The 23,216-nt window shown below is 65.6% G+C and carries 15 protein-coding genes; 6 read left to right on the top strand and 9 right to left on the bottom strand.

Features of this window, described 5'->3' with window-relative positions; all coding sequences use genetic code 11:
- Window positions 1-37: 37 nt before the first annotated feature.
- On the bottom strand, window positions 38-2,536 hold the full coding sequence (locus MSPGM_RS22060) for a PAS domain-containing protein (RefSeq protein WP_261925929.1): 2,499 nt from the start codon (window positions 2,534-2,536) through the stop codon (window positions 38-40).
- A 398-nt stretch (window positions 2,537-2,934) separates the two neighbouring features.
- Here MSPGM_RS22060 and MSPGM_RS22055 point away from each other — a divergent pair, with 398 nt between their 5' ends.
- Window positions 2,935-6,210: a GAF domain-containing protein gene (locus MSPGM_RS22055; protein ID WP_261925928.1), complete on the top strand. Its 3,276-nt coding sequence runs from the start codon at window positions 2,935-2,937 to the stop codon at window positions 6,208-6,210.
- A 33-nt stretch (window positions 6,211-6,243) separates the two neighbouring features.
- On the opposite strand, the gene MSPGM_RS22050 is transcribed toward MSPGM_RS22055, so the two are convergent.
- From MSPGM_RS22050 to MSPGM_RS22040, 3 genes are all read right to left on the bottom strand, one after another.
- Entirely contained in the window at window positions 6,244-6,477 is a 234-nt protein-coding gene (locus MSPGM_RS22050) for a hypothetical protein (RefSeq protein WP_261925927.1), read from the bottom strand.
- 98 nt (window positions 6,478-6,575) lie between these two features.
- Window positions 6,576-6,821, bottom strand: a complete 246-nt coding sequence (locus tag MSPGM_RS22045) for a hypothetical protein (RefSeq protein WP_261925926.1) — start codon at window positions 6,819-6,821, stop codon at window positions 6,576-6,578.
- Window positions 6,821-7,564, bottom strand: coding sequence for a Crp/Fnr family transcriptional regulator (locus tag MSPGM_RS22040; RefSeq protein ID WP_261925925.1), 744 nt, complete (start codon window positions 7,562-7,564; stop codon window positions 6,821-6,823). The genes MSPGM_RS22045 and MSPGM_RS22040 overlap by 1 nt, the downstream gene beginning before the upstream one ends.
- Window positions 7,565-8,225: 661 nt before the next feature.
- On the opposite strand from MSPGM_RS22040, the gene MSPGM_RS22035 reads away from it, so the two are divergent.
- Genes MSPGM_RS22035 through MSPGM_RS22025 form a run of 3 tightly spaced genes read left to right on the top strand, consistent with a single transcriptional unit; the run spans window position 8,226 to window position 9,113 of the window.
- Window positions 8,226-8,675 (top strand): MarR family winged helix-turn-helix transcriptional regulator, encoded by a 450-nt coding sequence (locus tag MSPGM_RS22035; RefSeq protein WP_261925924.1) that lies wholly within the window; start codon window positions 8,226-8,228, stop codon window positions 8,673-8,675.
- A gap of 48 nt (window positions 8,676-8,723) precedes the next feature.
- Window positions 8,724-8,900, top strand: coding sequence for a hypothetical protein (locus tag MSPGM_RS22030; protein WP_261925923.1), 177 nt, complete (start codon window positions 8,724-8,726; stop codon window positions 8,898-8,900).
- Window positions 8,901-8,909: 9 nt separating this feature from the next.
- Window positions 8,910-9,113 (top strand): hypothetical protein, encoded by a 204-nt coding sequence (locus tag MSPGM_RS22025; RefSeq protein ID WP_261925922.1) that lies wholly within the window; start codon window positions 8,910-8,912, stop codon window positions 9,111-9,113.
- A gap of 1,384 nt (window positions 9,114-10,497) precedes the next feature.
- On the opposite strand, the gene MSPGM_RS22015 is transcribed toward MSPGM_RS22025, so the two are convergent.
- Window positions 10,498-11,526 carry an IS110 family transposase gene (locus MSPGM_RS22015; protein ID WP_261925921.1) on the bottom strand — a complete coding sequence of 343 codons (1,029 nt, stop codon included), beginning with the start codon at window positions 11,524-11,526 and terminating at the stop codon, window positions 10,498-10,500.
- A gap of 840 nt (window positions 11,527-12,366) precedes the next feature.
- Between MSPGM_RS22015 and MSPGM_RS22010 the strand changes: the two genes are divergently transcribed.
- On the top strand, window positions 12,367-17,688 hold the full coding sequence (locus MSPGM_RS22010) for a beta strand repeat-containing protein (protein ID WP_261925920.1): 5,322 nt from the start codon (window positions 12,367-12,369) through the stop codon (window positions 17,686-17,688).
- 84 nt (window positions 17,689-17,772) lie between these two features.
- On the opposite strand, the gene MSPGM_RS22005 is transcribed toward MSPGM_RS22010, so the two are convergent.
- Complete coding sequence (locus MSPGM_RS22005) at window positions 17,773-18,201, bottom strand: hypothetical protein (RefSeq protein ID WP_261925919.1); 429 nt, start codon at window positions 18,199-18,201, stop codon at window positions 17,773-17,775.
- A 54-nt stretch (window positions 18,202-18,255) separates the two neighbouring features.
- Between MSPGM_RS22005 and MSPGM_RS22000 the strand changes: the two genes are divergently transcribed.
- On the top strand, window positions 18,256-18,744 hold the full coding sequence (locus MSPGM_RS22000; protein ID WP_261926427.1) for a hypothetical protein: 489 nt from the start codon (window positions 18,256-18,258) through the stop codon (window positions 18,742-18,744).
- Window positions 18,745-19,411: 667 nt separating this feature from the next.
- On the opposite strand, the gene MSPGM_RS21990 is transcribed toward MSPGM_RS22000, so the two are convergent.
- From MSPGM_RS21990 to MSPGM_RS21980, 3 genes are all read right to left on the bottom strand, one after another.
- Entirely contained in the window at window positions 19,412-19,684 is a 273-nt protein-coding gene (locus MSPGM_RS21990; protein ID WP_261925918.1) for a hypothetical protein, read from the bottom strand.
- Window positions 19,685-19,841: 157 nt separating this feature from the next.
- On the bottom strand, window positions 19,842-20,225 hold the full coding sequence (locus MSPGM_RS21985; RefSeq protein ID WP_261925917.1) for a nuclear transport factor 2 family protein: 384 nt from the start codon (window positions 20,223-20,225) through the stop codon (window positions 19,842-19,844).
- Window positions 20,226-22,362: 2,137 nt separating this feature from the next.
- Window positions 22,363-22,767, bottom strand: a complete 405-nt coding sequence (locus MSPGM_RS21980) for a helix-turn-helix domain-containing protein (protein ID WP_261925916.1) — start codon at window positions 22,765-22,767, stop codon at window positions 22,363-22,365.
- Window positions 22,768-23,216: the final 449 nt, after the last annotated feature.

The following is a 23,216-nucleotide window of genomic DNA, read 5'->3' as shown; positions in this document are numbered from 1 at the left end:
GGACGGCCATGCGGTCGACGAACGCGCTCCCGATACCTCACGTCGCCGTTACCTGCCGTGCCTCGATCAGTGAACGAATGCGCGCGGCCATGGTCTCGACGGGGAAGGGCTTGGTCAGCACCGCCATCCCCGGCGCCAGGTGGCCGTTGCCGACCGCGGCGTTCTCCGCGTAGCCGGTGATGAACAGCACCTTCAGGTCCGGCCGATGGACCCGCCCCGCATCGGCCATCTGCCGGCCATTCATGCCGCCCGGCAGGCCGACGTCGGTGACAAGCAGATCGATGCGCACGTCCGACTGCAAGATCCTGAGGCCCGCGGCGCTGTCGCCGGCCTCGATGGCCGTGTAGCCGAGGTCGTCGAGGATGTCTGTGACCAGCATCCGCACCGTCGGCTCGTCGTCCACCACCAGCACGGTCTCATCCTGTTCCAACCGGGGAAGTCGGATTGGTAGTTCGGCGCCGTCTTCCTCGACGAGATCGCCGTAGTGGCGCGGTAGGTAGATGCACACCGTCGTGCCCATGCCTACCTCCGAGTAGATCCGGACCTGCCCTCCGGACTGCTGCACGAACCCGTAGATCATGGAGAGCCCGAGGCCCGTACCCTGGCCGATGGGCTTCGTCGTGAAGAACGGCTCGAACACGCGGGACACCACCTCCGGCGCCATGCCGGAGCCGGTGTCGGTCACGCTTAGGCACAGGTGCTGGCCCTCTGGCATGTCGTGTCGGCGCGCCGCGTGCTCGTCGAGCCACTTGTTGGCCGTCTCGATGGTGATGCCGCCGCCTTCCGGCATGGCATCGCGTGCGTTGATGCAAAGGTTGAGCAACGCATTCTCAAGCTGGTGCGGGTCGACCAAGGTGGGCCAAGCGCCCGAGACGCCGATGAACTCGAAGGCGACGGCCGGGCCGATGGTGCGCTGGATGAGATCGTGCATGCCGGAAACGAGCCGGTTCACGTCGGTTGGCTTCGGGTCGAGGGTCTGGCGCCGCGAGAAGGCGAGCAGCCGATGCGTCAAGGCGGCGGCGCGCTTCGCCGCGCCCTGGGCGGCGGCCATGTAGCGCTCGACGTCGTTGACGCGCCCTTGCTGCATCCGGGTCTGCATCAGCTCCAGCGAGCCGGAGATACCCGCCAGCAGGTTGTTGAAGTCGTGCGCAAGCCCGCCTGTGAGCTGACCCACGGCTTCCATCTTCTGGGACTGGCGCAACGCCTCCTCGGCCCGCATGAGCTCGGCGGTTCGCTCCTCGACGCGGCTCTCCAGCGACGTGTTCAGGCGGCGCATCGCCTCCTCCATGGACTTGCGCTCTGTGATGTCGCTGAAGAAGATTGCGACCCTGTGAGCGGCCGGGTCGCCGACGCGCAGCGCGCGCACGTCGAACCAGCGACCGAAGACCTCGGCGTGGTTCTCGAAATGGGCCGGCTCGCCCGTGAGGGCGACGCGCCCATAGGTATCGAACCAGTGACGCTCCAGGTTCGGCGCGAACTCGCTGACCCAGAGGCCCGCAACCTTGGCGCCGGTCTGCCGCTCGAAGGCTGGATTCGCCTCGGCGATGCGGTAATCCACCGCCCGGCCTTCCTTGAACTTCATCTCGACGATGCAGAAGCCGACGTCGATGGTCTCGAACAAAGTGCGGTAGCGTTCCTCGCTCTCAGCTAGGGCGCGTTGCGAGCGGACCTGCTCGCTGACGTCGTAGCCACCGACGAAGATCCCCGAGACCGCACCCGCGTGATCGCGGACGGGATGGTAGAGCAGGTCGATGAAGCGCCCCTCTCCCTCGCCAGCCAAGCGAATCGGCAAGGAGCGGGCCGCGTAGGGCGCGCCCGTGGCGTAGACTTGGTCCAAGAGTTCGTAGAAGCCTTGGCCTGCCAGTTCCGGGAACACTTCGCGGACCGTGCGGCCCAGGAAGGTGCGCGGACCGGAGATCGCGAGATAGGCGTCGTTGACGTACTCGTAGACGTGGTCGGGGCCCGTCAGCAGGCAGACGAAGCCGGGCATCTGCTGCAACATGTGCTGCTGGCGCTCGCGCTCGGCGCGCAGCACGAGGTTGTCGGCGTAGACGCTCCGAGCCCGCTCGAAGATCCCGGTCTGCGCCGGGATCAAGGCGGGGACGGTCGCGTCCCCGACGCGCTGGACTACCTCGCGCAGGCGCTCCAGCTCGGTCACGTCGATGGGGTGCTGCAGGACCTGATGCACCTCGCCGTCGGCGCCCAGGACCGGGACGTGCGTGATGCTCCAGTAGCGCTTCTCCATGCCGCCTCCCTCGGAGGCCGGCCGGGGCACGTCGAAGCGCAGGAGCGCCATGGTGTCGGGGCGCTTGGTCCGGATCACCGTTTCAAACGATGCGATGGCGAGCCGTAGGGTTTCCGGGTCCGTGGGGAACGCGTCCCAGGCCCACCGGCCGACGATGTCCGACAGGTCGCGCTTGACGCTCGCCAGGTAGGCCATGTTCGCCCCGACGATGTGCAGGCGGCGGTCGAGGACGAGGTAGGCGTTCGGCGATGCCTCGAACAGGCCGGGATGGTCGAGGGTCGTGATGTCCACGCTCAAAGGCATCCCTGTCCTGGGTACGGGCGGCCGAAGATCGGCGGCAGGTCACTCAACGTCCGGTCCGGCACTGCGTTCTGTCTTATCGGTAGCATGAGGCCGGCGCTCATCGACCGGACCGGATGGCACGTGCGAGGCAAGCCGGCCTCGTTCACGCATCGTACCGGTGGCCGCCCCACCCGTCCCGAACGGCCAAGCCATTCACACGATTTTGTATTCACTCGCTGGACCGAGGGGAGGATGTATCCAGGGACAATCAGGGAACATCGTGTTTGGCGACGTTCGATTGTGGGATATGGATCGAAGCACGTCGCTCGGTCGGGCCTCGGTCATCCCATGTCGCGACGGGCCCGCGGGACCGGGCCAGGAGAAGCGTCATCGAACGGTCAGCGGTCATGGTCCCGCCGCCTGCCACGCCCGACGTCCTCGACGTCGGGCGCCTCGCCGCGCTCGACGCCTACGACATCCTCGACACCGCGTCGGAGAAGGGCTTCGACGACGTCGTCCTGCTCGCCCGCAACATCTGCCAGACACCGGTCGCCCTCGTCAGCCTCGTGGCCGGCAACCGGCAGTGGTTCAAGGCGCGAGTCGGGTTCCCCCCATGCGAGACCGACCTGAACTCCTCGGTTTGCGCGCACGCCCTGGCCGAGCCCGACCTGCTCGTCATCCCCGACCTCGCCAAGGACCCGCGCACCCGAGAAAACCCGCTCGTCACCGACGAACCTCGCATCCGCTTCTACGCCGGCGCCCCCCTGCGCACGCCGGACGGCAAGGTGCTGGGCAGCCTCTGCGTGATCGACGGGGAGCCGAGGCCCGGCGGCCTGACCTGTATCCAGGCCGAATCCCTGCGCGCGCTCGCAGGCCAGGTCATGGCGCAGATGGAGCTCCGCCGGGCGCTGGCCGAGCAACGCCGCGCCGTCGAACAGCGTGAGGGCCTGATCCGCCTCCAGGCCGAAGTCTCGGGCGCACGGGGCGACCTCGGCCTGATCCTCAACGCGCTGGTGCAAGGCGCACGGGAAGCCGTCCCGCATGCCGAGGGCGCCGTCATCGAGATGCGCGAGGGCAAGGAACTCGTCTATGCCGCGACGAGGGGCAGCCTCGTTCGGCACGCCGGCCTGAGGGTGCCCCTGCAGGGCAGCCTGGCCGGCGCCTGCCTGCTCGCGGACGAGCCTTTCCTGGTCCCGGACGTCCTCGCCGACCCCCGGGTCAAGCGCGACCTCGTGGAGGGTCTGGGCCTACGCTCCTGCGTGCTGGTCCCGGTGCGGCGTGGCGGGAGGCCGGTCGGCGTCCTCAAGCTGCAATCGAACGTGCCGGACGCGTTCACGCAGGCCGACGTCCGATTGGCGCAGATCTTCGCCGTCACGGTCTCGGCCGGCCTCGCCGAGGCCGGCGAGGCGACCGCCCGGCGCGAGGCCGCCCGCAGCGAGCATCGGCGCAAGGCGGTGTTCGACAGCGCCCGCGACTTCGCTATCGTCCTGCTCGACCTCGACGGCAACGTCACCGACTGGAACGAGGGCGCATCCGCCATCCTGGGCTGGCGAGCGGAGGAGGTGCGCGGCAGGCCCGCCGATGCCTTCTTCACGCCCGAGGACCGAGCGGCAGGCATCCCGAGCATGGAGATGCACAGCGCCCTGACCGAAGGGCGCGGCATCGACGAGCGCTGGCACGTCAAGCGGGACGGCAGCCGTTTCTGGGCGAGCGGCGAGATGATGGCCCTGCGGGACGACGACGGGACCGCCATCGGCTTCATGAAGATCTTGCGCGACCGCACCGAACAGCGCCTGGGCTTCGAGCGACTGAAAGAGGCCGAAGACCAGCTCCGGCGTGCCCAGGAGGCGGGCGGCGTCGGACTGTTCGTGGTCGATGCCGACGCGGTCCTACACCCGACCCCGGAGTTCTGCCGTCTCTACGGCCTGCCTGAGCGCGATGCCTACCCTTCCACCGCCTTCGAGCGGTTGGTCATCCCCGAGGACGCCCAACTCGTCTCGACCGCCGAGACCCGCGCCAGCGGGAAGGCACCGCGCGACGTGGAGTACCGCATTCGGCGGCCCGACACCGGCGAGGTCCGCTGGATCGCGCGCCGAGGCGACCTCGAACATGACGAGCATGGCCGTCCCGTCCGCTTCGCCGGCGTGTCGCGCGACATCACCGAGCAGGTGGTCGCGCGCGAGGCGCTGGCCGAGAGCGAGCGTTACTGGCGCAGCCTGTTCGAGCAGCTGCGCGAGGGCTTCATCCTCGGGCGGGTCGTCCGCGACGCCGCCGGGCGCGTGACGGACTGGCGCTACGAGGAGGTCAACCGGGCCTGGGGCGAGCTGGTCGGGGTGCCGAGCGAGCAGGCCGCCGGCCGTACGATCCGCGAGGTCCTGCCGGGCATCGAGGACGCTTGGGTACAGGAGTTCGCGCTGGTGGTCGCGACCGGCCGCTCCGTCACCTTCACCCGCCAGGTCGGCACCCTGGACCGCTGGTACGAGGGCCGGGCGCACAAGCTCAGTGACGAGACCTTCGTGGTGCTGTTCCTGGAGGTGACCGACCGCGTCCTGGCCGAGCGGGCCCGCGAGGCCGAGGAGCGGCGCAAGTCCGCTCTGCTGGAACTCGGCGACGGGCTGCGGGACCTCGGGCTCGTCCCCGACATGACGCTGATGGCCGCCGGCATCGTCGGCCGGACGCTGAATGCCGTGCGCGCCGGTTTCGGCAGGCTCGACGCCATGGCCGAGTACGTCCTCCTGGAGCCGGACTGGACCGCCGGGGGACTGCGCAGCGTCGCTGGCCGGCACCGCTTCGAGGATTACGGCGACCTGCTCCCGGAACTCCTGCGCGGCGAGCCGGTGGTCGTCAGGGACGCGAGACAGGACCCACGCACCGTTGCAAACCATGGGGCACTCCGGGCCATCGACGTCGCCAGCCTGATTAACATGCCGGTGCGGGAGCGCGGCCGCACCGTGGCCCTGTTCTTCGTCCATGACCGCGTTCCCCGGGATTGGACCGCCGAGGACTTGGCTTTCCTCCGTGCCGTGGCCGACCGGGTCGAGGCGGCGGTGGCGCGGGTGCGTGCCGAGGAACAGCAGCAACTCCTCAACCACGAGCTATCGCACCGCATGAAGAACACTCTGGCCATGGTGCAGGCCATCGCCACGCAGACGCTCCGTGGCGCCACCGACGTCGAGGCCGCCAAGGAGGTCCTAGCCGGACGCCTCGTGGCGCTGGGCAAGGCGCACGACATCCTGATGACCGGCGAAGGCGCGATCCAGGGCGCCGACATCCATGGGGTCATCCGGAGCGCGCTGAGCATGCACGAGGAGCCGGAGAGCCAACGATTCGACATCGCCGGCCCGCTCGTTCCGTGCGGTTCGCGCTCGGCGTTGTCGCTGGCCCTGATGGTGCACGAGCTCGCCACCAACGCCGCCAAGTACGGTGCGCTGAGCGCCCCGGACGGGCGGGTGTCGTTGAGCTGGGACGTCGAGGGGGTCGGCGAGGCCGCGACGGTCCGGCTGACGTGGACGGAACAGGGCGGGCCGCCGGTCGCGATGCCCGGGCGCAGCGGTTTCGGTTCGCGCCTGATCGAGCGCGTGGCTGCCAGCACGGTCGGCGGCGAGGTCGAACTGCGTTACCAGCCGGAGGGGGTGTGCTGCACCCTGGTAGCGCCGCTGGCCGGGTTCGTAGCGGAGGAGTGACGTCCCTCCGGCCTCCGGGCCTGGCACCGTCCTTCATCTGGAACGCGGCTTGTATTGCCGACGAGGCGCCCAGGGTTCGATATGGCTACTGGAAGGCATGGCCTCAGTGCGCGCGATCCCGCGCCACACCTCGCCTCCGAGTTCGTCGGCGACTTCTGACGCGATTTGCGCGGCCTCATCCGTTAGCGCTTCCAGAACAAAGGCACAGTTGCGGAGGGAGCCCAGCAGCTCCAGCATCGCCGCGCATGCTTCCAGATCTTCGCTCATGGCGCCCACTCCTCCACCGGCTGCATTTGCGCGGCGGGACTGCGCATTGGTTGATCGAGGCGAGGCGTCATACTCGCCGCCAATCACGGTGTTGACGACTACACCGTGGTTACCAGCCGCTGCTCGATCCAGCCCTGCGCGTGGTCAAGGTCGGCGAAGATGGGCGCGGCTGGATGATCGACGGGGCCAAAGCCAGCCTCCAGAAACCACATCCCGGCGGTCTCCCCGTGACCATCCGAGAGCCGAACCAGAACCGCCACCAGGAAGTCGTCTGAAAAGACGAGGTGGCTGTCGGTGTCTGTGCTACCCGTCGCAACTTGAACGGGCTGCAGGCGTAGGCTCATCAGGCCGCTTGCTGTTCCAGGTGCAAGTACGTCGGGTCAAACTCCGCGATCCCTCGAAGTTCATTCCAAGCCTCGATGATTAGCGTGTGATCCTTCAGCGTGATCAGGCCCCGGCCACGCATCTCCTTCAGCACGCGGCTGATGTGTACGCACGTGAGACCCAGCGCATCGGCGAGATCGATCTGCGTCATTGGCAACGGAAAGCGGTAGTGTTCGGCCAGCCCAACCGCTTGCAGCTTTAGGTACAACTCGCAGAAGAGGTGCGCCATGTGCTCGAAGGACGAGCGCCGGCCCATACCGATCATCCACGCTCGGAAGGTGCCCGCGTCAACTAACGTGTCGCGCCAGAAAAGAGCGCCTATGCTGGGATGGCGCAGCGTCAGGTCGCGCAAGCTCTCGTGCGGGATGAAGGCTACGCTGGCCTTTGTCATGGTGGCGAGGCCGTGATCCATGGTGGGGATGTGCAGACTCTGCAAATCCGGGATGTCGCCGGGAACATGGAACGAGAAGATCTGCCGCCTGCCGTCGCCAAGCAGCTTGTAGCGGCAAACCCAGCCGTCGAAGATCAGGCAGCAGTACGAGGGCTTGTTGCCATCGCGCATGATGTCCTGCCGGGCAGCGAGGTTGTAGGTTCTCACCGGCAGGTTCTCGATAGCGTGACGCTGCTCGTCCGTAAGGGCGGCGATGCTCTCCAGCTTGCGGATGAGCATGGCCGTGGCATCCAGATTGAGGGCCAGAGTCATGTAGCGTCGCCTTTCATGGCAGGCGGAAGCGCTCGGCTCTCCCAGCCATCAGCGCCTGTGTCGGACCCGCTGATGATGAGTGCCACCATAAGGCGATGCGTTCGGATGACGACAGCTTAAGATGGGATTTCATGCGGTTAGTAAAATTGTAGCCCGGAGCCGACCGCCGCCTCAGTCAGGCGGCGCACATCTCTGGGCGAGAGATGCGGCGACACCACGAAAGTGAGACATGTGGAATGGAGCACAGTTGACGCGCCACTAACCAGCTACTGCCACCCTGGACCGGAGCCGCGTTGCGTATTGGCTCTCCGTCGTGTGGACACGGCATGTCATGCCCCGCCAGCCCGTGAGTAGATCGGGCGGCGGGGCTGCTCATTGATTGTTAACCATGCCGCCCCCATCTCAGGGACATGCCGATCGCGATCCTGTCGCTCGATCGGACGCGGCCACGATGCCGGGATTGGGGTGACGCCGGATGTACGCGCACCTTCGTTCCGGCTCCCGTGGCCGTTCTCTTTTCAGCGTCTGCCAGCCTCTCGTGAGACGGAGAAGGGCGCACATTCTCGGCCGCACCCCTTTTTGATGCGTGACCCAACGATTGGCGTGCTAACGATGCGCGGGTAATTCTCTCACCCAGCCGAACAGCACCGGAAGCCGTGCCTTGAGCGACTCTGCAAACAGCGATTTCGTCGGCCTCGACAGGCAGCTCTGCTTTGCCATCTACTCGGCGGGGCTCGCCTTCACCGCTGCCTACAAGCCGATCCTCGACCCGCACGGCCTCACCTACCCGCAGTTTCTCGTGCTCCTAGCGCTTTGGGAGAAGGACGGCGTTCCACTCAAGGACATCAGCGAGCGGCTCGGCCTCGATCCAGGCTCCGTCACGCCGCTGCTGAAGAAGCTAGAGGGGATGGGCCTGCTACGACGCGGACGCGATCCTAAGAACGAGCGCCAGCTCTTCGTCGAACTGACGGATCAGGGGCAGGCACTGCGCCCATTGGTTGGGGAGGCGCGTTGCGCGTTTCTGTCCGTGCTGGACGGCGAGGCGTCGATCCTGAAGGCGCGCGATGAGGTCGCGCGCATCACCCGCCTCCTACAGGCCCGCCTGACGTAGGACGGTCTAGGCGGACACTACCAGGACAGGTACTTCTGTACGACCGAGGTGGTCGCGGTCTTCGTCGCTGTCATAGTGGACGTGCTCGGCGCCGTTGCTGTGCTCGTCGGAGCCGTCGTGGTCGTCGTCTTGGTGGCGGTGGGCGAGAGCAGGCTGGTCGTGACCGACGACAGAGCCGAGATCGTCCCGCTGATGGTGGAGGACACGGCCGCAGTGGTTCCTTGAACCAGGGTGGTGAGCTGGTTGCTTGAGGACGTCGAGGCTCCGGTCTGCGTCGTGTTGGTCGAGGAACCCGTGGCCGTCTGGGGAACCGTACTCGTGCTGCCCGTGGAGGGCGACGGAGCAGTCGTCGGTGCGGGAGCCGCAGCCGGCGTGCTGGTCGTTGTCGTCGTGGGATTGGTGCTCTGCGGCACGGCCTGGGGTGCCGTCGCCTGCTGAGTGGTGCTTGGGCTGCTCGAAGTGGTCGAGGAAGCGGCGAGCGAGTTCGTCGAGGGTGCCGGGGTCGTGCTGGTCGAAGGAGCATTAGCGGGGCTTGTCGGGGCAGCCGCGGGTGCCGGCGCTGGTGCCGACTGTTGAGGCGCCTCCTGGGAGGCCGATGGGGCCGGGCTAGCAGGTGCCGCGCTGGTGCTCGGCGAGGGAGTTGCCGGGGCCGCAGACGGGGCAACGCTCGCTGCCGGTGTGATGGCGCTGGGCTGCTCGACTTTCGCCGGAGCTGTGATCGTCTGGTTGGCGGTCATCCCAGCTTGAGCAACGGCTTGGACCTGCGCAGCCTGCGGAGCTTTGCTGGCGGTGCTCTGGGAAGCGTTCGTGAGAAGAGCGGCGACAGCGGCACTGGCGCTCTGCTTCATCGCCTGGCTCGGGACAACCTTAGCCTGTTCCGCTGCCGCTGCCTTGGAAGACGGGCCGGACACTTTCGAGAAACTGCTACTAGCGGCATTCTGCGCAGACTTGGCCGCCGAGTGGCCAGCAATGGGAGCCAATTCAAGGGGCTTACCGAGCACATGCAGACCGATCTGTCTTCCTGACAGGCGGTCTGAACTCTTGCCGTGCCCATTCGAGCCGGCGTTTCCGGCCAGATTAAGACCGAAGGCATTGTTGGATTGGCTAGAGATCTGCATTGTTGCCCCCTTGTTATGGGGCAAACATGGATCAGTGGTTGTTCTGAGACCTGATTTCGATCCGTAAAATTTTAGTGGTTCCCGCGCTCACGAAGTTTTTTCACGCTTCAGTTGTGCCATGATTAGCGGTCTATGAATGAGAGCCCTTAAAATTCTGGTACTCAGAATTGGGATCCAAATCGATGTTCGGAGGCTTCTGATCAAGCTCGCGATGGTCGCATAGCGATCTCTGATGCCGTGCATCCCAAGACAGCGGCGGGTCGTCAGCAGCCATCCTCGACAGCCGAAGGCTACTGACGACCGCATTGAAGTCGCCTTCGTTGATCAGGGCTATATCGGCGAGAAATTGATCAAGGTTGCGGGTTAGTTCGGAAATCAACTGGAAGTTTTGAGGTTGTCCGAGGCTGAGCGCGGCTTCATGCTGCTACCCAGGCGCTGGGTGGTTGTTTGATCGCGTTGCAGGCGTCAAGTCGGGCGAGAGCGGTCACCGCCGGATCGTGGTTGTTTCCGCGGTCGGTCCATCTGACCGCCGCACCATGCGTCTCGAAGCGGGGCTCACTAAGTCGAGCGCGCGGTCCAATTCGACACCGGCCGCAAGACCCAACCCGGGCTGACCCTGCTCGCGTCCCGGCGGGGACGCCTCTGCCCGCCTTACACCGGCGGGTCTCGATGAACGGCCCGCGTGCGCGCTGGCTGCCCGTACCTCATGCGGTGGCGACCGGCCACGGCTGGAATGGCGTCCCTGCCTGCCACATCGCGTGCAGCACTACGGCGAGCTTGCGCGCCACCGCGACGGCGGCATGCTTGAACCCCAGGCGCTCGACCAGAGCACGCCCCCAGGTCTTGAGGGCCGAGTCCCCTCGTACGCGTACCAGCAGACTGGCTGCAGCCTCGAACAAGTAGGTTCTCATCAGGCGGTCGCCGCGTCGTGAGATCCCGCCTATGCGATCGACTTCGCCGGACTGATGACGTGCTGGTGTCAGCCCGAGATTGGCGCCGACGGACCGCGAGTGGCGGAAGTGCTCGGGTGCCTCGATGGCGGCTGCGAAGCTCGTGGCGACGATGACTCCGACGCCCGGACAGGTCATCAGCAGACCACAAGTGGCATCCCCTTTGGCCAGGGCGATGGGCCGTCGATCCAGGACACCGATCTGGCCACGCACGGCCCGCCACGCGGCCAGAAGCGGTTCGACGATGGCGGCGATGGTCGGACGAGCCTCGATGAGTTCGGTCACTCGGTTCTCGAAGGCGCGCCCCGCTCCCTTGCCGGCCATCAGGCCGAACGTCTTGAGCGTGCTGCGGATCTGGTTGGACAGATCGATCGCCACGCCCATGCGCTGAGCGCGCGCGCCGACGAGGTGGCAGACGGCATGGGCGGCGTAACTTTTGACCCGCGCCTCGCGGTACCAGCCCATGCGCACGAGTTGCGCCAGTGTCTCGGCGTCGCGCGCATCGGTCTTGTTCCGCTGCAAGGCCGTGGCGGCTCTTGCATGCCGCGCGTCCAGGCAGACGATGGGAAGGCCGAGCGCCTTGCAGGTCTGGTAGAGCCAAGGCGTGAGCGGTCCCGTCTCCAGGCCGACCCGCACGAGGTCGGGTGCGTAGCGGCGCAATGTGGTCGTCAACACATCAGGATCGCTCGCGCGCTTACCCCGCCAGATTACGGCACCGGTCTCATCAATGACGTGGATGGTGGTCTCTGCGTTCGAGACGTCGAGGGCGCCATACTGGGGCATGGCAGCGCTCCGGCGTAGGTTGAGGACGCGGCCATCAGACCGCATCGCGCACCGGTTGGCAGCCTTCCGACTCAGTCCCGCTCCGGGTCGCGATCAGCGCATGTCGAGCGCTCCTCCGCCTGAGTCAGCTGCTCCCGCCGGCCCATCAAAGACTGCGAGCGTTACGCCAGCACCCAGCCCGAGCTGCACCTCGTCACTTTCATCCGTCCGATGCTTAAGAAGGCGGATCTGCTCAAGACAGGCACATATCGATATCTTGAACGAAATTTATTAATTTGATTTTCAATTCATCAAATTCCGAACCCTCGCAATCAATCATGAAGATAGCTGTATAAATAAATCGTCAGAGCCTATTGAGCAGATAGACAATCATTGTCTCAGAGGTAGGTGGCCTTTCGCCGCCTCCTGAAAATTTCAGAGTCTTGGCTCGACAGCGCAGAAATTAGCAATTGTATCGTTGCAATCTTGCACGTCATCGGAAATTTGTAGCGTTATGCCTCTTCAACTTCTGATGTTAAACCGTTGTTAAGAATGCGCGGCTTGAATTGGGACGCTAACGGTTTTTAGAGCCAGGCAATGATAAGCTTTCGTTTGCGAGCCCAAAATCGAAAAGCGTCGAAGTCTCTATCGATGCCCGCCCCTAAGCACCGCTTATTGCTTTCAATCCTATCATCATCGAGCCTATCAGCTTTATTTTGTGCAAGCGATGCTCAGGCGCAGTCGGCCAATCTCGTCAATGTCTGCGCTGGACTTGGCGTTCAGTTGCCTCATCTTGCCGGGCCGACGCCGGTCACATCATCGTTTCCTCTGGTGGGCGGATTAACATCAACGCTCACGGGCTTGGTTGGCGACATCAACCAAGGAATCATCACGCCTCTCTCAGACATCACCTTGCGCGTGGGTGTTCTCGACGCAAACGGTCATCTCGTCAGTGTGAACAGCCCGGGCAACTGCAATCTTAGCGCCTCAAGTCTGACCCTCGATGCGGGCAAGGGCTTGTCGATCGGAGGAGGTCACATCACCGGCCTTGGCAGCGTCACCGAAACGGCCGCGAGCGCGGGCGATATCTCGTCCATTGCCCTCGGCAATGGTGCCGTCACCGCGGTGGGCAAAGTCAACGCGCTCTCGCTGGGGTCGAGCGCGAGTGCGGCGGCCAATCAGGCGCTCGCCCTCGGTCTACGCAGCAGCGTCGTCGCCGACGATGGCATCGCGCTCGGCGCGAGAAGTACGGCCAGCGCGTCCAGTGCCGTTGCCCTCGGAAGCGGATCAGTCGCCACGCGGTCGGGGCTTGCCGGCGCCATAGAGAGCTTCAGCGGAGCGGGCGTCGCCTCGACCCATGGCGCGGTGTCGGTCGGCGATGCAGGCGCCGAGCGGCAAATCGTTAACGTGGCCGGCGGAACTAGGCCTACCGATGCCGTCAACCTTCGTCAGCTCGCGGCCGCTGGAAACAACCTCGCTAGCGGGCTCGGAGGCGGCGCCAGGTTTGATGCCACCACCGGCCTGTTTACGGCCCCAAGCTTCACCGTTCAGGGCAGCACCTTTAGGGACGTCGGCGGGGCTCTCGGTGCACTCGATCTTCGACTCACGAGCAACACGACGGCGCTTACATCCACGGCTGCCGGCCTTCAGACCCTGCAAGATCACGTCGCGAGCCTGCCCCACCTTGTCCAGCAGGATGCCGTCTCTCGCACGCTGACGATCGGGAAGGGGACGGACGGCGCCGTGATGAGCATCGCCGGATCTGCCGGTGACCGTCGGTTGAGCGGCGTGCGTGCCGCGGTGGACAGCAATGACGCGGTCAATCTCGGTCAGCTGCGCGGCTCCAGTCAGTATCTCGCAGCCTCATTGGGTGGCGGTGCCGGTTTCGATGCCGTTACGGGCGCCTATCAAGCGCCGAGCTACAGCGTCGGCGGCACCCCGTACGCGTCAGTCGGAGGTGCCCTCGGCGCTCTCGACACGCTTTCGGTGCAGTATGTGCCGGGCAGCAGCGGCGCGGCAACGAATGCGATCGATCTTAGCAAGGGCGGCACCCTCGGGGCCGTCGGCATCCGCGGCCTGTCACCGGGATTGATCGCGGGCGGCTCGACGGATGCCGTCAACGGCGCGCAGCTCTACAGCACCAATCAGCAGGTCGCGTCGAACACGACCAACCTCGCCACCCTGCAGACCCTCGTCGGCAGCGGCGCGCTCGGCCTTGTCGGCCAGGATCCGACCGGCCGGACCCTGACTGTGGGGGCGGCCACGGACGGGACACGCGTGAGCCTCGCCGGTACCCTCGGTGCTCGTCATCTCAGCGGTGTTGCATCGGGCTCCGTGAATGCGAGTTCGACCGAAGCCGTCAACGGATCGCAGCTCCACGCCGTGAATCAGACGGTTGCGGGCAACATCACCGCGATCGCGAATGTGCAGGGCCAGCTGACGACCACAGCCAGCGGCCTCACTGCTTCGCTGAGCAGCTTGCAGGGGCAGGTCGGCTCGACCGAGGCGTCGCTCACAAGCACGACGGGCGAACTCATGAGTTTGCGCTCCGCCGTTCAGAACGGAGCAATCGGTCTGGTCCAGCAGGACGCGATCAGCCGCGACCTCTCCGTCGGCAGCGCGACCGATGGAAGCTTGATCAGCCTTGCCGGCACCGCAGGTCCCCGACAGGTCACGGGGATTGCCGCTGGTAGGCTCTCTGCCGGGTCTGCCGATGCCGTCAACGGCGGCCAGCTTGCCGCGACGAACCAGATCGTCGCGAGCAACACCGCCGCCCTCACCGGCCTCCGCGGCCAAGTCGGTGCCCACGCCGATGAGATCGCCAGCACTACCGCGGGCCTGATCACGGTCCAGGGTCAGACGGCCGCGAACACGAGTGGCCTTGCCAGCACCGCGGGCAGTCTCGCCAGCCTGCAGACGGGTCTGGCCAACGGCACCATCGGTCTCGTCCAGCAGAGTGGGAGCGCTGCGCCCGTCACGATCGGTGGCGATACGGGCGGCAGCCTCGTCAGCCTCGCGAGCCGCAACGCAGATCGGCGGCTGACGGGCGTGGCAGCCGCGATCGGCGCCAACGACGCGGTCAATCTGGCCCAGCTCAACACCATCGTCGCGGGCATCGGCGGCGCCGGCTCGACGGCGATTGCCAGCAACAACCTCTCGGGCCGCGCCCTGCCGCTCGCGACCGGCAGCGATGGGCTCAGCCTTGGCTACGGCTCGCAAGTCATGGGCGCGCGCAGTGTCGCCCTCGGCGCCGGCTCGGTAGCCGATCAGGCCGACACGGTCTCCGTCGGAGCGGCTGGTGCGACGCGCCGCATCGTCAACGTGGGTGACGCGGCGCTCTCGGCCACCTCAAGTGATGCCGTGGCGGGTCGGCAATTGCACGCCACCAACGAGGCTCTGGGCGCCGCGAATGGCCGCATCGCGGGGGTGCAAGGGGGGCTCACCAGCCTCGGCAACAGCTTGGGTGGAGGTGCCGCCTTCGACGCGGGCATCGGAACGTTCACGGGACCGGCCTTCACGGTCGGAGGGGCGGGTTTCAGCACAGTGGCGGGCGCCATCGGCGCGTTGGACCTTCGCGCCGGCCTCAACGCAGCCGACATCAGCGCTCTGCAGACCGTGAGCCAGGGCACCAGCACGGCCGTCGCCGGCCTTCAGGGACAGGTCGGCACGAACACAACGGCGATCACGGCCGCCGGAGCCGGCCTGACGAGCCTCCACGCGGGACTAGCGGGCGGCACGATTGGCCTCGTGCAGCAGGATCCGGCGAGCCGGACCCTGAGCGTGGGGGCCGCCACGAACGGCACGGTCTTGAGCCTGACCGGGAGCGCCGGGGACCGCCGCGTGACGGGGGTCGCCACCGGCCTCAACGCCAACGATGCCGTCAATGTCGGGCAGCTCAGCGCGGCCTTGACCAACCTCAGCGTCGGCAGTTCCCCTGCCGTAGCTTTCAGCAACGCGGCCGGCTTGCCCGCCGCCTCGGCCACCGGAGGCGACGCAGCCGCCCTCGGTTCCGGCGCATCGGCGCGGGCGTCTCGCTCGGTCGCCCTCGGCGCGGGATCGGTTGCGACCCAGGCCGACACGGTATCGGTCGGCAGCGTAGGGGCTGAGCGGCGCGTCGTGAACGTGGCCGGCGGCACGGTGGCCGCCGGCTCGACGGATGCGGTCAATGGCGGGCAGCTCCACAGCACGAACCGGGAGGTGGCCTCGCTCTCGACGTCGCTGACGGCCCTGCGCGGCAGCCTGGACGACGGCAGCATCGGTCTCGTGCAACAGAACGCTGCCGGCGGCCATATCACCGTGGCGGGGCACACGGGCGGCACCTTCGTCGATCTGACCGGCAAGCAGGGCAGCCGCAAGCTGACCGGCTTGGCCTCCGGCACCGCTGACAGCGATGCAGTCAATTTGGCTCAGTTGAACGCAGCGATGACGAATGTCGGCGCGCGCATCACCGATCTGCCGCTGGCCACGAGCAATCCAGCCGGTCTGACCGCGCCGTCCGTGACGGGCCGTGACGCGCTGGCCCTCGGGCATGGCGCCACGGCAACGGCGACCCGTGCTGTCGCGATCGGCAACGGCTCGATCGCGGATCAGGCCGACACGATCTCGATCGGGCGTATCGGAGCCGAGCGGCGCATCGTCAACGTCGCCACAGGCAATTTGAGCAGCGGTTCGACCGAGGCCGTCAACGGTGGGCAGATCTTTGCCGCCAACAGTCAGATGGCGGCCCTGCTGGGCGGCGGCGCGCGCTTCGATGCCGTCGGAGGCTGGACTGCGCCGAGCTACAGCATCCGCGGCAGTACATTCGCTGACGTCGGTAGCGCGCTGAGCGCGGTCGACACGGCTCTGGCCCGCAATGCCACCGACATTCGCGCGGTGACGCAGCAGGTCGCCGCGCTGCAGGTCGGTTCGGCCGGAGGGCAGGTCACCCTGCAGCCCACGGGCACGGGCGGCACCGTCACGGTCGCGGCCCAGGCCGCCGGTACGGTCGTCAATCTGGCCGGCCTGGAGGGACCGCGCCAAGTGAGCGGCGTGGCCAACGGCAAGGCGGCCGGCGACGCCGTCAATCTCGGCCAGCTCAATACGACCGCTCAGGCCATCGACGCGAAGATGCAGGACTTCCCAGTGCGGGCCAACAACACCCGCAGTGCTGCCAAGCCGGTCGCTTCGGGGTCCGACGCCTATGCCAGCGGCTACGGCGCCGCGGCCGTGGGGATCGCGAGCGTCGCCGTCGGGTCCATGACAACCTCGCAGGGTTCTGGCACGACCAGCATCGGCCACGACAGCACGGCCATAGGGGACCGGACCACGGCGGTCGGGGCGAGTAGCGTCGCGAGCGGCATGGATAGCACCGCGTTCGGTCAGGGAAGCCAAGCGATGGCTGCCGCGACGACGGCCATCGGCACGGACTCCCAGGCGACATGGGATGGGTCGACAGCCATCGGTTACGGCGCACGGGCCATCGCCGACCCGACCACGGCTGTCGGCTACATGACCCTCGCGGGCGGGAACGAGGCCTCGGCCTTCGGCGCCTTCGCCGCCGCCACGGGTGAGAACAGCACGGCGATCGGCCGCTCGTCCAACGCCGGTGCCGCGGGCACCACCGTCCTCGGTGTCAGCGCCAGCGCCGGGGGCATCGACGCGGTGGCTTTGGGACGGGGTGCCGTGGCGAAGCAGGATAACGCCGTCGCCATCGGCGCCGGCGTGACGACGACGCGCGCCAACCAGATTGCTATCGGCTCCCAACGCAGCAGCTACACCTTGGCAGGCGTCGGTTCATCCCAAAGCCGGGCGGCGCAGACCGGCCTCACCACATTCGTGACGGCGGATGCCTCCGGCAACTTGGCCACCTCGGGCTACGGGCCGGGTCAGATCGCTGGACTGGCGACCCAAGTCGAAAATTTGGGAGCACAGATCAGCGGCCTTGGCCAATACGCCACGGCGACACGGCGCGAGGCACGCCAGGGCGTCGCGGCGGCCATGGCAATGACTTCAGCCTCAATGCCTTCACAGCCTGGGCGGACCAGCTGGACGGTCAACGGCGCAACGTTCCGAGGAGAGTGGGCCGGTGGCATCGGTCTCGCGCATCGGCTCGACACGGCAAACCCGATCGCGGTGACGGCCGGATACAGCTACAGCCAAGCCAATCAGCAAGGTGTGCGCGCCGGTATGGCGGGTGAGTTCTGAAGATCGAAGCCGGCCGTCGGCAAGCCTCGATTCTGCCGACCCGCCGCCGCGTTCACCCCTTTCGTGTCCGGCTGGCGTGCCCAGCTACCCGTAGGGGCCGCGGAACAGGTCGCCGAGCGCCTTCCGCCGGAACAGAGTCAGCCACCGCCGCCGCCGATGCTCCGGCCCGTCGTGCAGCATGTGGCAGCGCTGGCACCACGCCGCGAGGTTCGCCGAGCTGTTGTCGGCCGTGTCGTGGTTCCGGTGGCCGGTGGCGAGCACAACCCACGTCGTCCAAATCTCGCCGAGCACATCGGCCGCGCCGACCTCGATGCAGACGAGCCCGCCGGCACCGTAGCGCCAGGAAGCCGCTTCGTCGTCCCACCACCGCCCGTCTCCGAGGCAGAACACCACGCGGCCATGCGGACACGCGCACGCCTCACACCGACCCTTGGCGCGGCCGAAGCGGATCACCGCGGAGAGCTGCGGCCAATCAATCGGATAGAAGAACCGATGCTCGCGCCGGATCGGCATGGCAGGGGATCGCAGGCCAATGGCTACGCTTCTGCGTAGGCGACCGGCGGCACCTTGTCATCCGATCAGGTGCTCGCCGAAATCGCCGTCAGCATGCCGGGACGGGAGGCTCGGATGAGGCGGGGCGTTCGCATCCCAGACCGTTCGGGGATCACCGACGCGACGCCGCTATCGCTCGACGTGGCCGCCCGCATCGCCTTCCCTGACGGCTCGATGTCGAGGCTTTCACTGCGGAACGCCGCCACGCGCGGCGATCTGGGGCATGCGAGGATCGGCGGGCGCGTCTACACGACGCTCGCGGAAATCGAACGCATGGTGGCAGCCCGATGGGTCGAGGCAGAGCCTCGGCAAACTACCCACAGGCGCACGTCGGCCGAAAATGCCGAGTTCAAAGAAGAGGCCGGCGCAGCCACGGCGAGGGCTCTGCAGATCGCAGAGAACCTGCGGCAGACGCTCACGAGGAAGATGCCGAAGTGTCGAAGCCTCAGACCTGCCCCGGCTGACATCCGTAGGGCGGTACTGCCCGCGGAAATCGCTCCTTGATACGTGCGCAGCCCCAGTCGCGCAGGGACTCAGGCAGCCTTCGGTTCACTTCGATCCCGACCTCATCGTAGGGTGAGGCTCCGGCAGTGACGTAGTGGTACCAGCGCCAGCCGACCGTAGCGGCTGCGGCGAGAATGATGGCAAAGGCGACAGAGGCGACCAAGGCCGTCCGTGACTGCGGGCGTTGCGCTCGGTTTGCCACGTCAGAAACCCCGTCAAATTCGACCATCGGGCCTATGCCGCGGCCCAGGCCAGAACCAGCATGCGGCTGAGGAACATGGCATAGTTTGCAAGCAGCGCGGAAATCTCACGATGCTTGGACACGACGGCGCGGGAGACGGACAGCATGACGGCAATCAACCACGAGGTGACCGGATCAGCCTGATAGCCAAACCTTGACGGTTTTGGAGAGGACGGCGCCCCACTTCACAAGAATGGTGGAGGTGTTGCGGTCTAGTGACTCGTCTGAGCGGCCGGCAGCTGACGAGCGCCAAAGGCCTCCGTGAGTTCGAATCTCTCACTGTCAATCGAACCCACGGATTGGCCGACGATGTGGCGTTGAGGTCGAAAATTCGGGTATCAGCTATATCTCGGGCGGCCCCGGCACTGAGCCAATAATTAGCAGTGAAGTTCCAATTCGAGCGGAAGCCGTGAAGCCGACCGCGGCTCATAACGGTCCAGGTGTCTGCTCGTCGTCCCAGGCCATGGCCTCTCGGGTTATGGATGCGACCTCAACCCCGCGGCCATCCACGTCGATCACGATGGCTATCTCGGCATCGAAGCGCGCCATCTGCTCGACGGCGACGAGCTTCGCCGTCTCGCGGTCTTCAAGGTCGTGGATCTCGCCGGACACGACGCCATCTTTTCGGAATTCGATTCGGTAAGCCATACCGGGGACATGGCTGGCTTGAAGGTAGAAACCAAGGGTGACCGGCCGCACGCGCGGTCAGAGATCACCATCGGGCCGATCACGACGTTCGCGCGGGAGACGCCGGACGAGGTGATGAGGGCACCTTGTGTAGAGCATGAGCCAAAGGAGGAACGATCAAGCATCGATGCGGGGGCCGCTCCCAGCCCATTGGTAGCGCAGGCGGGATCTAGAACATCCCGTTCGAGTTGGCCGAGGCCTCGGGCAGGATCTGCAGCACGTCCCAATGCTCCACGATCCGGCCTCTCTCATCGAGTCGAAAGATGTCGATAGCCGCGTAATCGTGGTCTCCCGGCCAGTGCTGGAGGCAGTGCAGTACAACCAGATCGCCCTCGGCGATTGCCCGCTTCACCTCGACCCGCTTGCCCGGCCATTCACGGGCCATGCGCTCGAAATAGGTGATGAAGCCGTCTTTGCCGCTCGCGACATGCGGGTTGTGTTGGATATAGTCGTCGCCGGCATAAAGCTCGATGGCGTCGCGCGGGTGACACGCGTTGAACATCAGCTCATAGAAGGCGATCACGGTTAGCTTGTTCTGCGCAAGATCTGGCATGCCATCTCCGTAACGTTCGGCGCAGGGCGTGGCTGCGGCGTTTTGCAGCCTGCTGAAGCGAAGCGTCTAGAACGCAAAAGTCTGCGACCGACGTACTGGCACACCGCGAGACGGAGTGGGCAAGTGCCCACTACTCGCCCGGCCGGACATCGGCCCAGCGGTTGAACGGACGCGTCCCTACATTGGGGATTGGTGGCGGACGGGGGAGATATGGGACGGCGGCTCGGTGCCGAGGTGACGTGGCGGACTATCCGCCCGCCGCCACCCGTCTACATCATGCCTGCCCTCCAGCGGGTATCAACTCCTACCTTGCCCCGCCCGGGCCGCCGGCGCGGGGATTTTCTTACCCCGTGCAGACTTCAGTCCGCGAGCCTGAGACGCTTGGGCTACTATTTGAGACGCCGGTTGATCAAATGACGGCACAACTCCGCGCCGACGGCGTCACTGTCTAGGTCTCCTATCCCGACACGTGAACGGCGGACTTCATGAGCCTAGAGCAAAGAAATCAAGGGCGGGTGCTGCGACGCCGTCACGAAGCCTGGATTGAGAGACGCTCATTCCGCACAGCCGAAGCGATCCGGCGATCACAGCGCAAGGATGGCCGAACGCAGGTTGCGATCGAGTCTCCGGCTACCAACGACAACAGGGGTCGGTCCGAAGCGTCCACGCGAACTACATAAGTCGCGTACCCCGTCCGGCTCAGCCGCAGCAAAGTTTTTTCGTGTCTGAGAACGGTCCGGTGTCGGACCAAGCCTGAACAATTTACGGTGCGCCTCGTTCCACTTGTGACGACTCTCCGTCGTTACCTTCGAAGAACCCTGCCCGGTTGCCCCCGACCGCGGCGGGGTTTTTCGTGCGCGCCACCAGGCCGGACATTGGCTCGGCGATCGAGCGCATGCGGCCCTACATTGGGGATTGGTGGCGGACCGGGGTGCTCCCGATTGGAGGGTCGTCGCCGAGCTGAGGCGGACTATCCACCCACCGCCACCCGTCTACCTCATGCCCGCCCTCCAGCGGGTGTTTCACATCGATCCATACTTGCCCCGCCCGGCTCAGCCACGGCGGGGTTTTTCCGTGTCTGGCATCTGGACGCGCTGGAGTCTCGGGATTGCCTCCCCTGCCGCAAGCGCTAGTGTTGGATCTCCATCCGTAGAAGCTGCACAACCGACCTAGGCGAGCGGCCCCTACAAAAGCGGATACTCACCGCGGGCCTGCGTCATAGATGTCAGTTGAATTGAGTCAGTTGCTTCAGCTGATCGCCGGACAGAGAAAAGTCTTGCACATTGGATCGGTGCCCCGTGAAGTAGCAACTAAGATCAATTGCTTTCCGGGAATTGTCAATCTCGGGTGGAGAGAAGCGAGGCACATATTCGACAGCCACGACGACATAGGCGGTGATGATATGATGCTTCTTACTTTTGCAGTAGAGAAAGGTCAGTATTATCGGGATCCAAAAAGGCCGGAATGCTTATCGGTAGTATATAATAGCTGCGTCACAGGGCGCCCGTACATCCTGGCCCTTAAGCGTGTCGGACCGGGAGAACTGTGGATCTCTACCTACCATCATACGAACCCAAAGAAAGTTAAGCAGCGCCAGGCTAAATGGCCGCTTCTCTGTCATCACCGCTGATGAATTGAGGTAGGCGGGCGCCCCTGGGTAGGAGCGCCCACCATTTCTCGGCTTGGTAGGGCCTGTCAGAAACCCTACAATCTCCGCTGCCTTCCCGAAGGCTGCGGCTACGGCTGACAGAATTCCACCGCGTCACAAGCTGAGCCATACGAGGGTCGCGCCCTCGCATTACGAAACCATAAACGACTCGCGCGTTCCCGAGAACCGAGCGTGGGTTCACAAATTGTTACCAGCTTCTCCACTGCTTGGTGGGCATCGACGGGCGGGAACCGTTTGCCATAAGTGGTTGTGGCGACGAGCAGTCTTCGCGTCCGAACCGCCCAGCCACTGAGGACGCCTGCTTCGAGCGCGCCATTGGCCTGAGCTACCGCACGGCCGCGAGCATCCGCTTCCGCACCTCGGCCATGCGGTCGTATCGGTTCACCTCGCATGGCTTCGTGACCCGAGCTGAGGGGATCTCCGTCCTCTCGGCGTTCGCCGGGGCCGTTAACTCGTGGCTCCGCTGGCTCAGGTGCCTTGATCCTGTTCCATGCGGGCCGCGCTTTGAACGATGGCGAGGACCTCGCGGCGTAGCCGGGCATCCTCGATCGTGATGAAGGCGTTCAGCATATCGACGGCGCCGCGGACGCGGAGGAGCTCGAACACTTCTTGTTGGTCCTGCTCGACTAGGCCGCCTCCCTCCTCGAAGAAGGTCGAGACCGGTACCTCAAGTGCCCGCCCAACCTCGCTCAGGCGGCTGGAGCCGACTCGGTTCACGCCATTCTCGTACTTCTGGATCTGCTGGAACGTCACGCCGATGGCCCTGCCGAGCGCAGTCTGCGAAATTCCCTTGGACTTGCGCAGCATCTTGATGCGCTGTCCAACACGACGGTCCTGCTCGGTCACACGTTTTGGTTCGTTTGGGGGATACATAGGAGCATGCTCTGCGCCGGGGGGCTACACGGCAACTCTATTGCCAGCAATCCGTGAGAAACAACTTTAACGTGAGCATTTCTGTTCCCACTAATAGCTGTACCTGTTAGATGACCGTCGCAAGCAACCGCTTCCGGATTTCGGCCATGCGGTCGTCATCACCGACGTCAGCCGTCGCGGCCTGCGATCAATGAAGGCCCGGGGCACCTCCTTGGAGGGGTTCGCTCGTGGCATCTTCTGCAAGCCACCGTTCAAGCGCACCGGCGTTGTGGTCGAACTCGGCAGCCATGTCGCGGAGCTTCGATATGACCGGGGCGTCCTGACGGGATAGCGCATCTGCCATCTCGCGGCAGAGCTCAGCTTGTGCTCGAAAATATTCCGCAAGAAGCCTCATGCTGCTTAGGTGCCGAAGCCGCTGCTAAACGCGAGTCACAAGGCTGTGTGGCTTC

Origin of the sequence: Methylorubrum sp. GM97, from assembly GCF_024347855.1 — a bacterium.
GTDB classification, from domain to species: domain Bacteria; phylum Pseudomonadota; class Alphaproteobacteria; order Rhizobiales; family Beijerinckiaceae; genus Methylobacterium; species Methylobacterium extorquens.
This window is presented reverse-complemented; position numbering and strand designations above follow the sequence as displayed.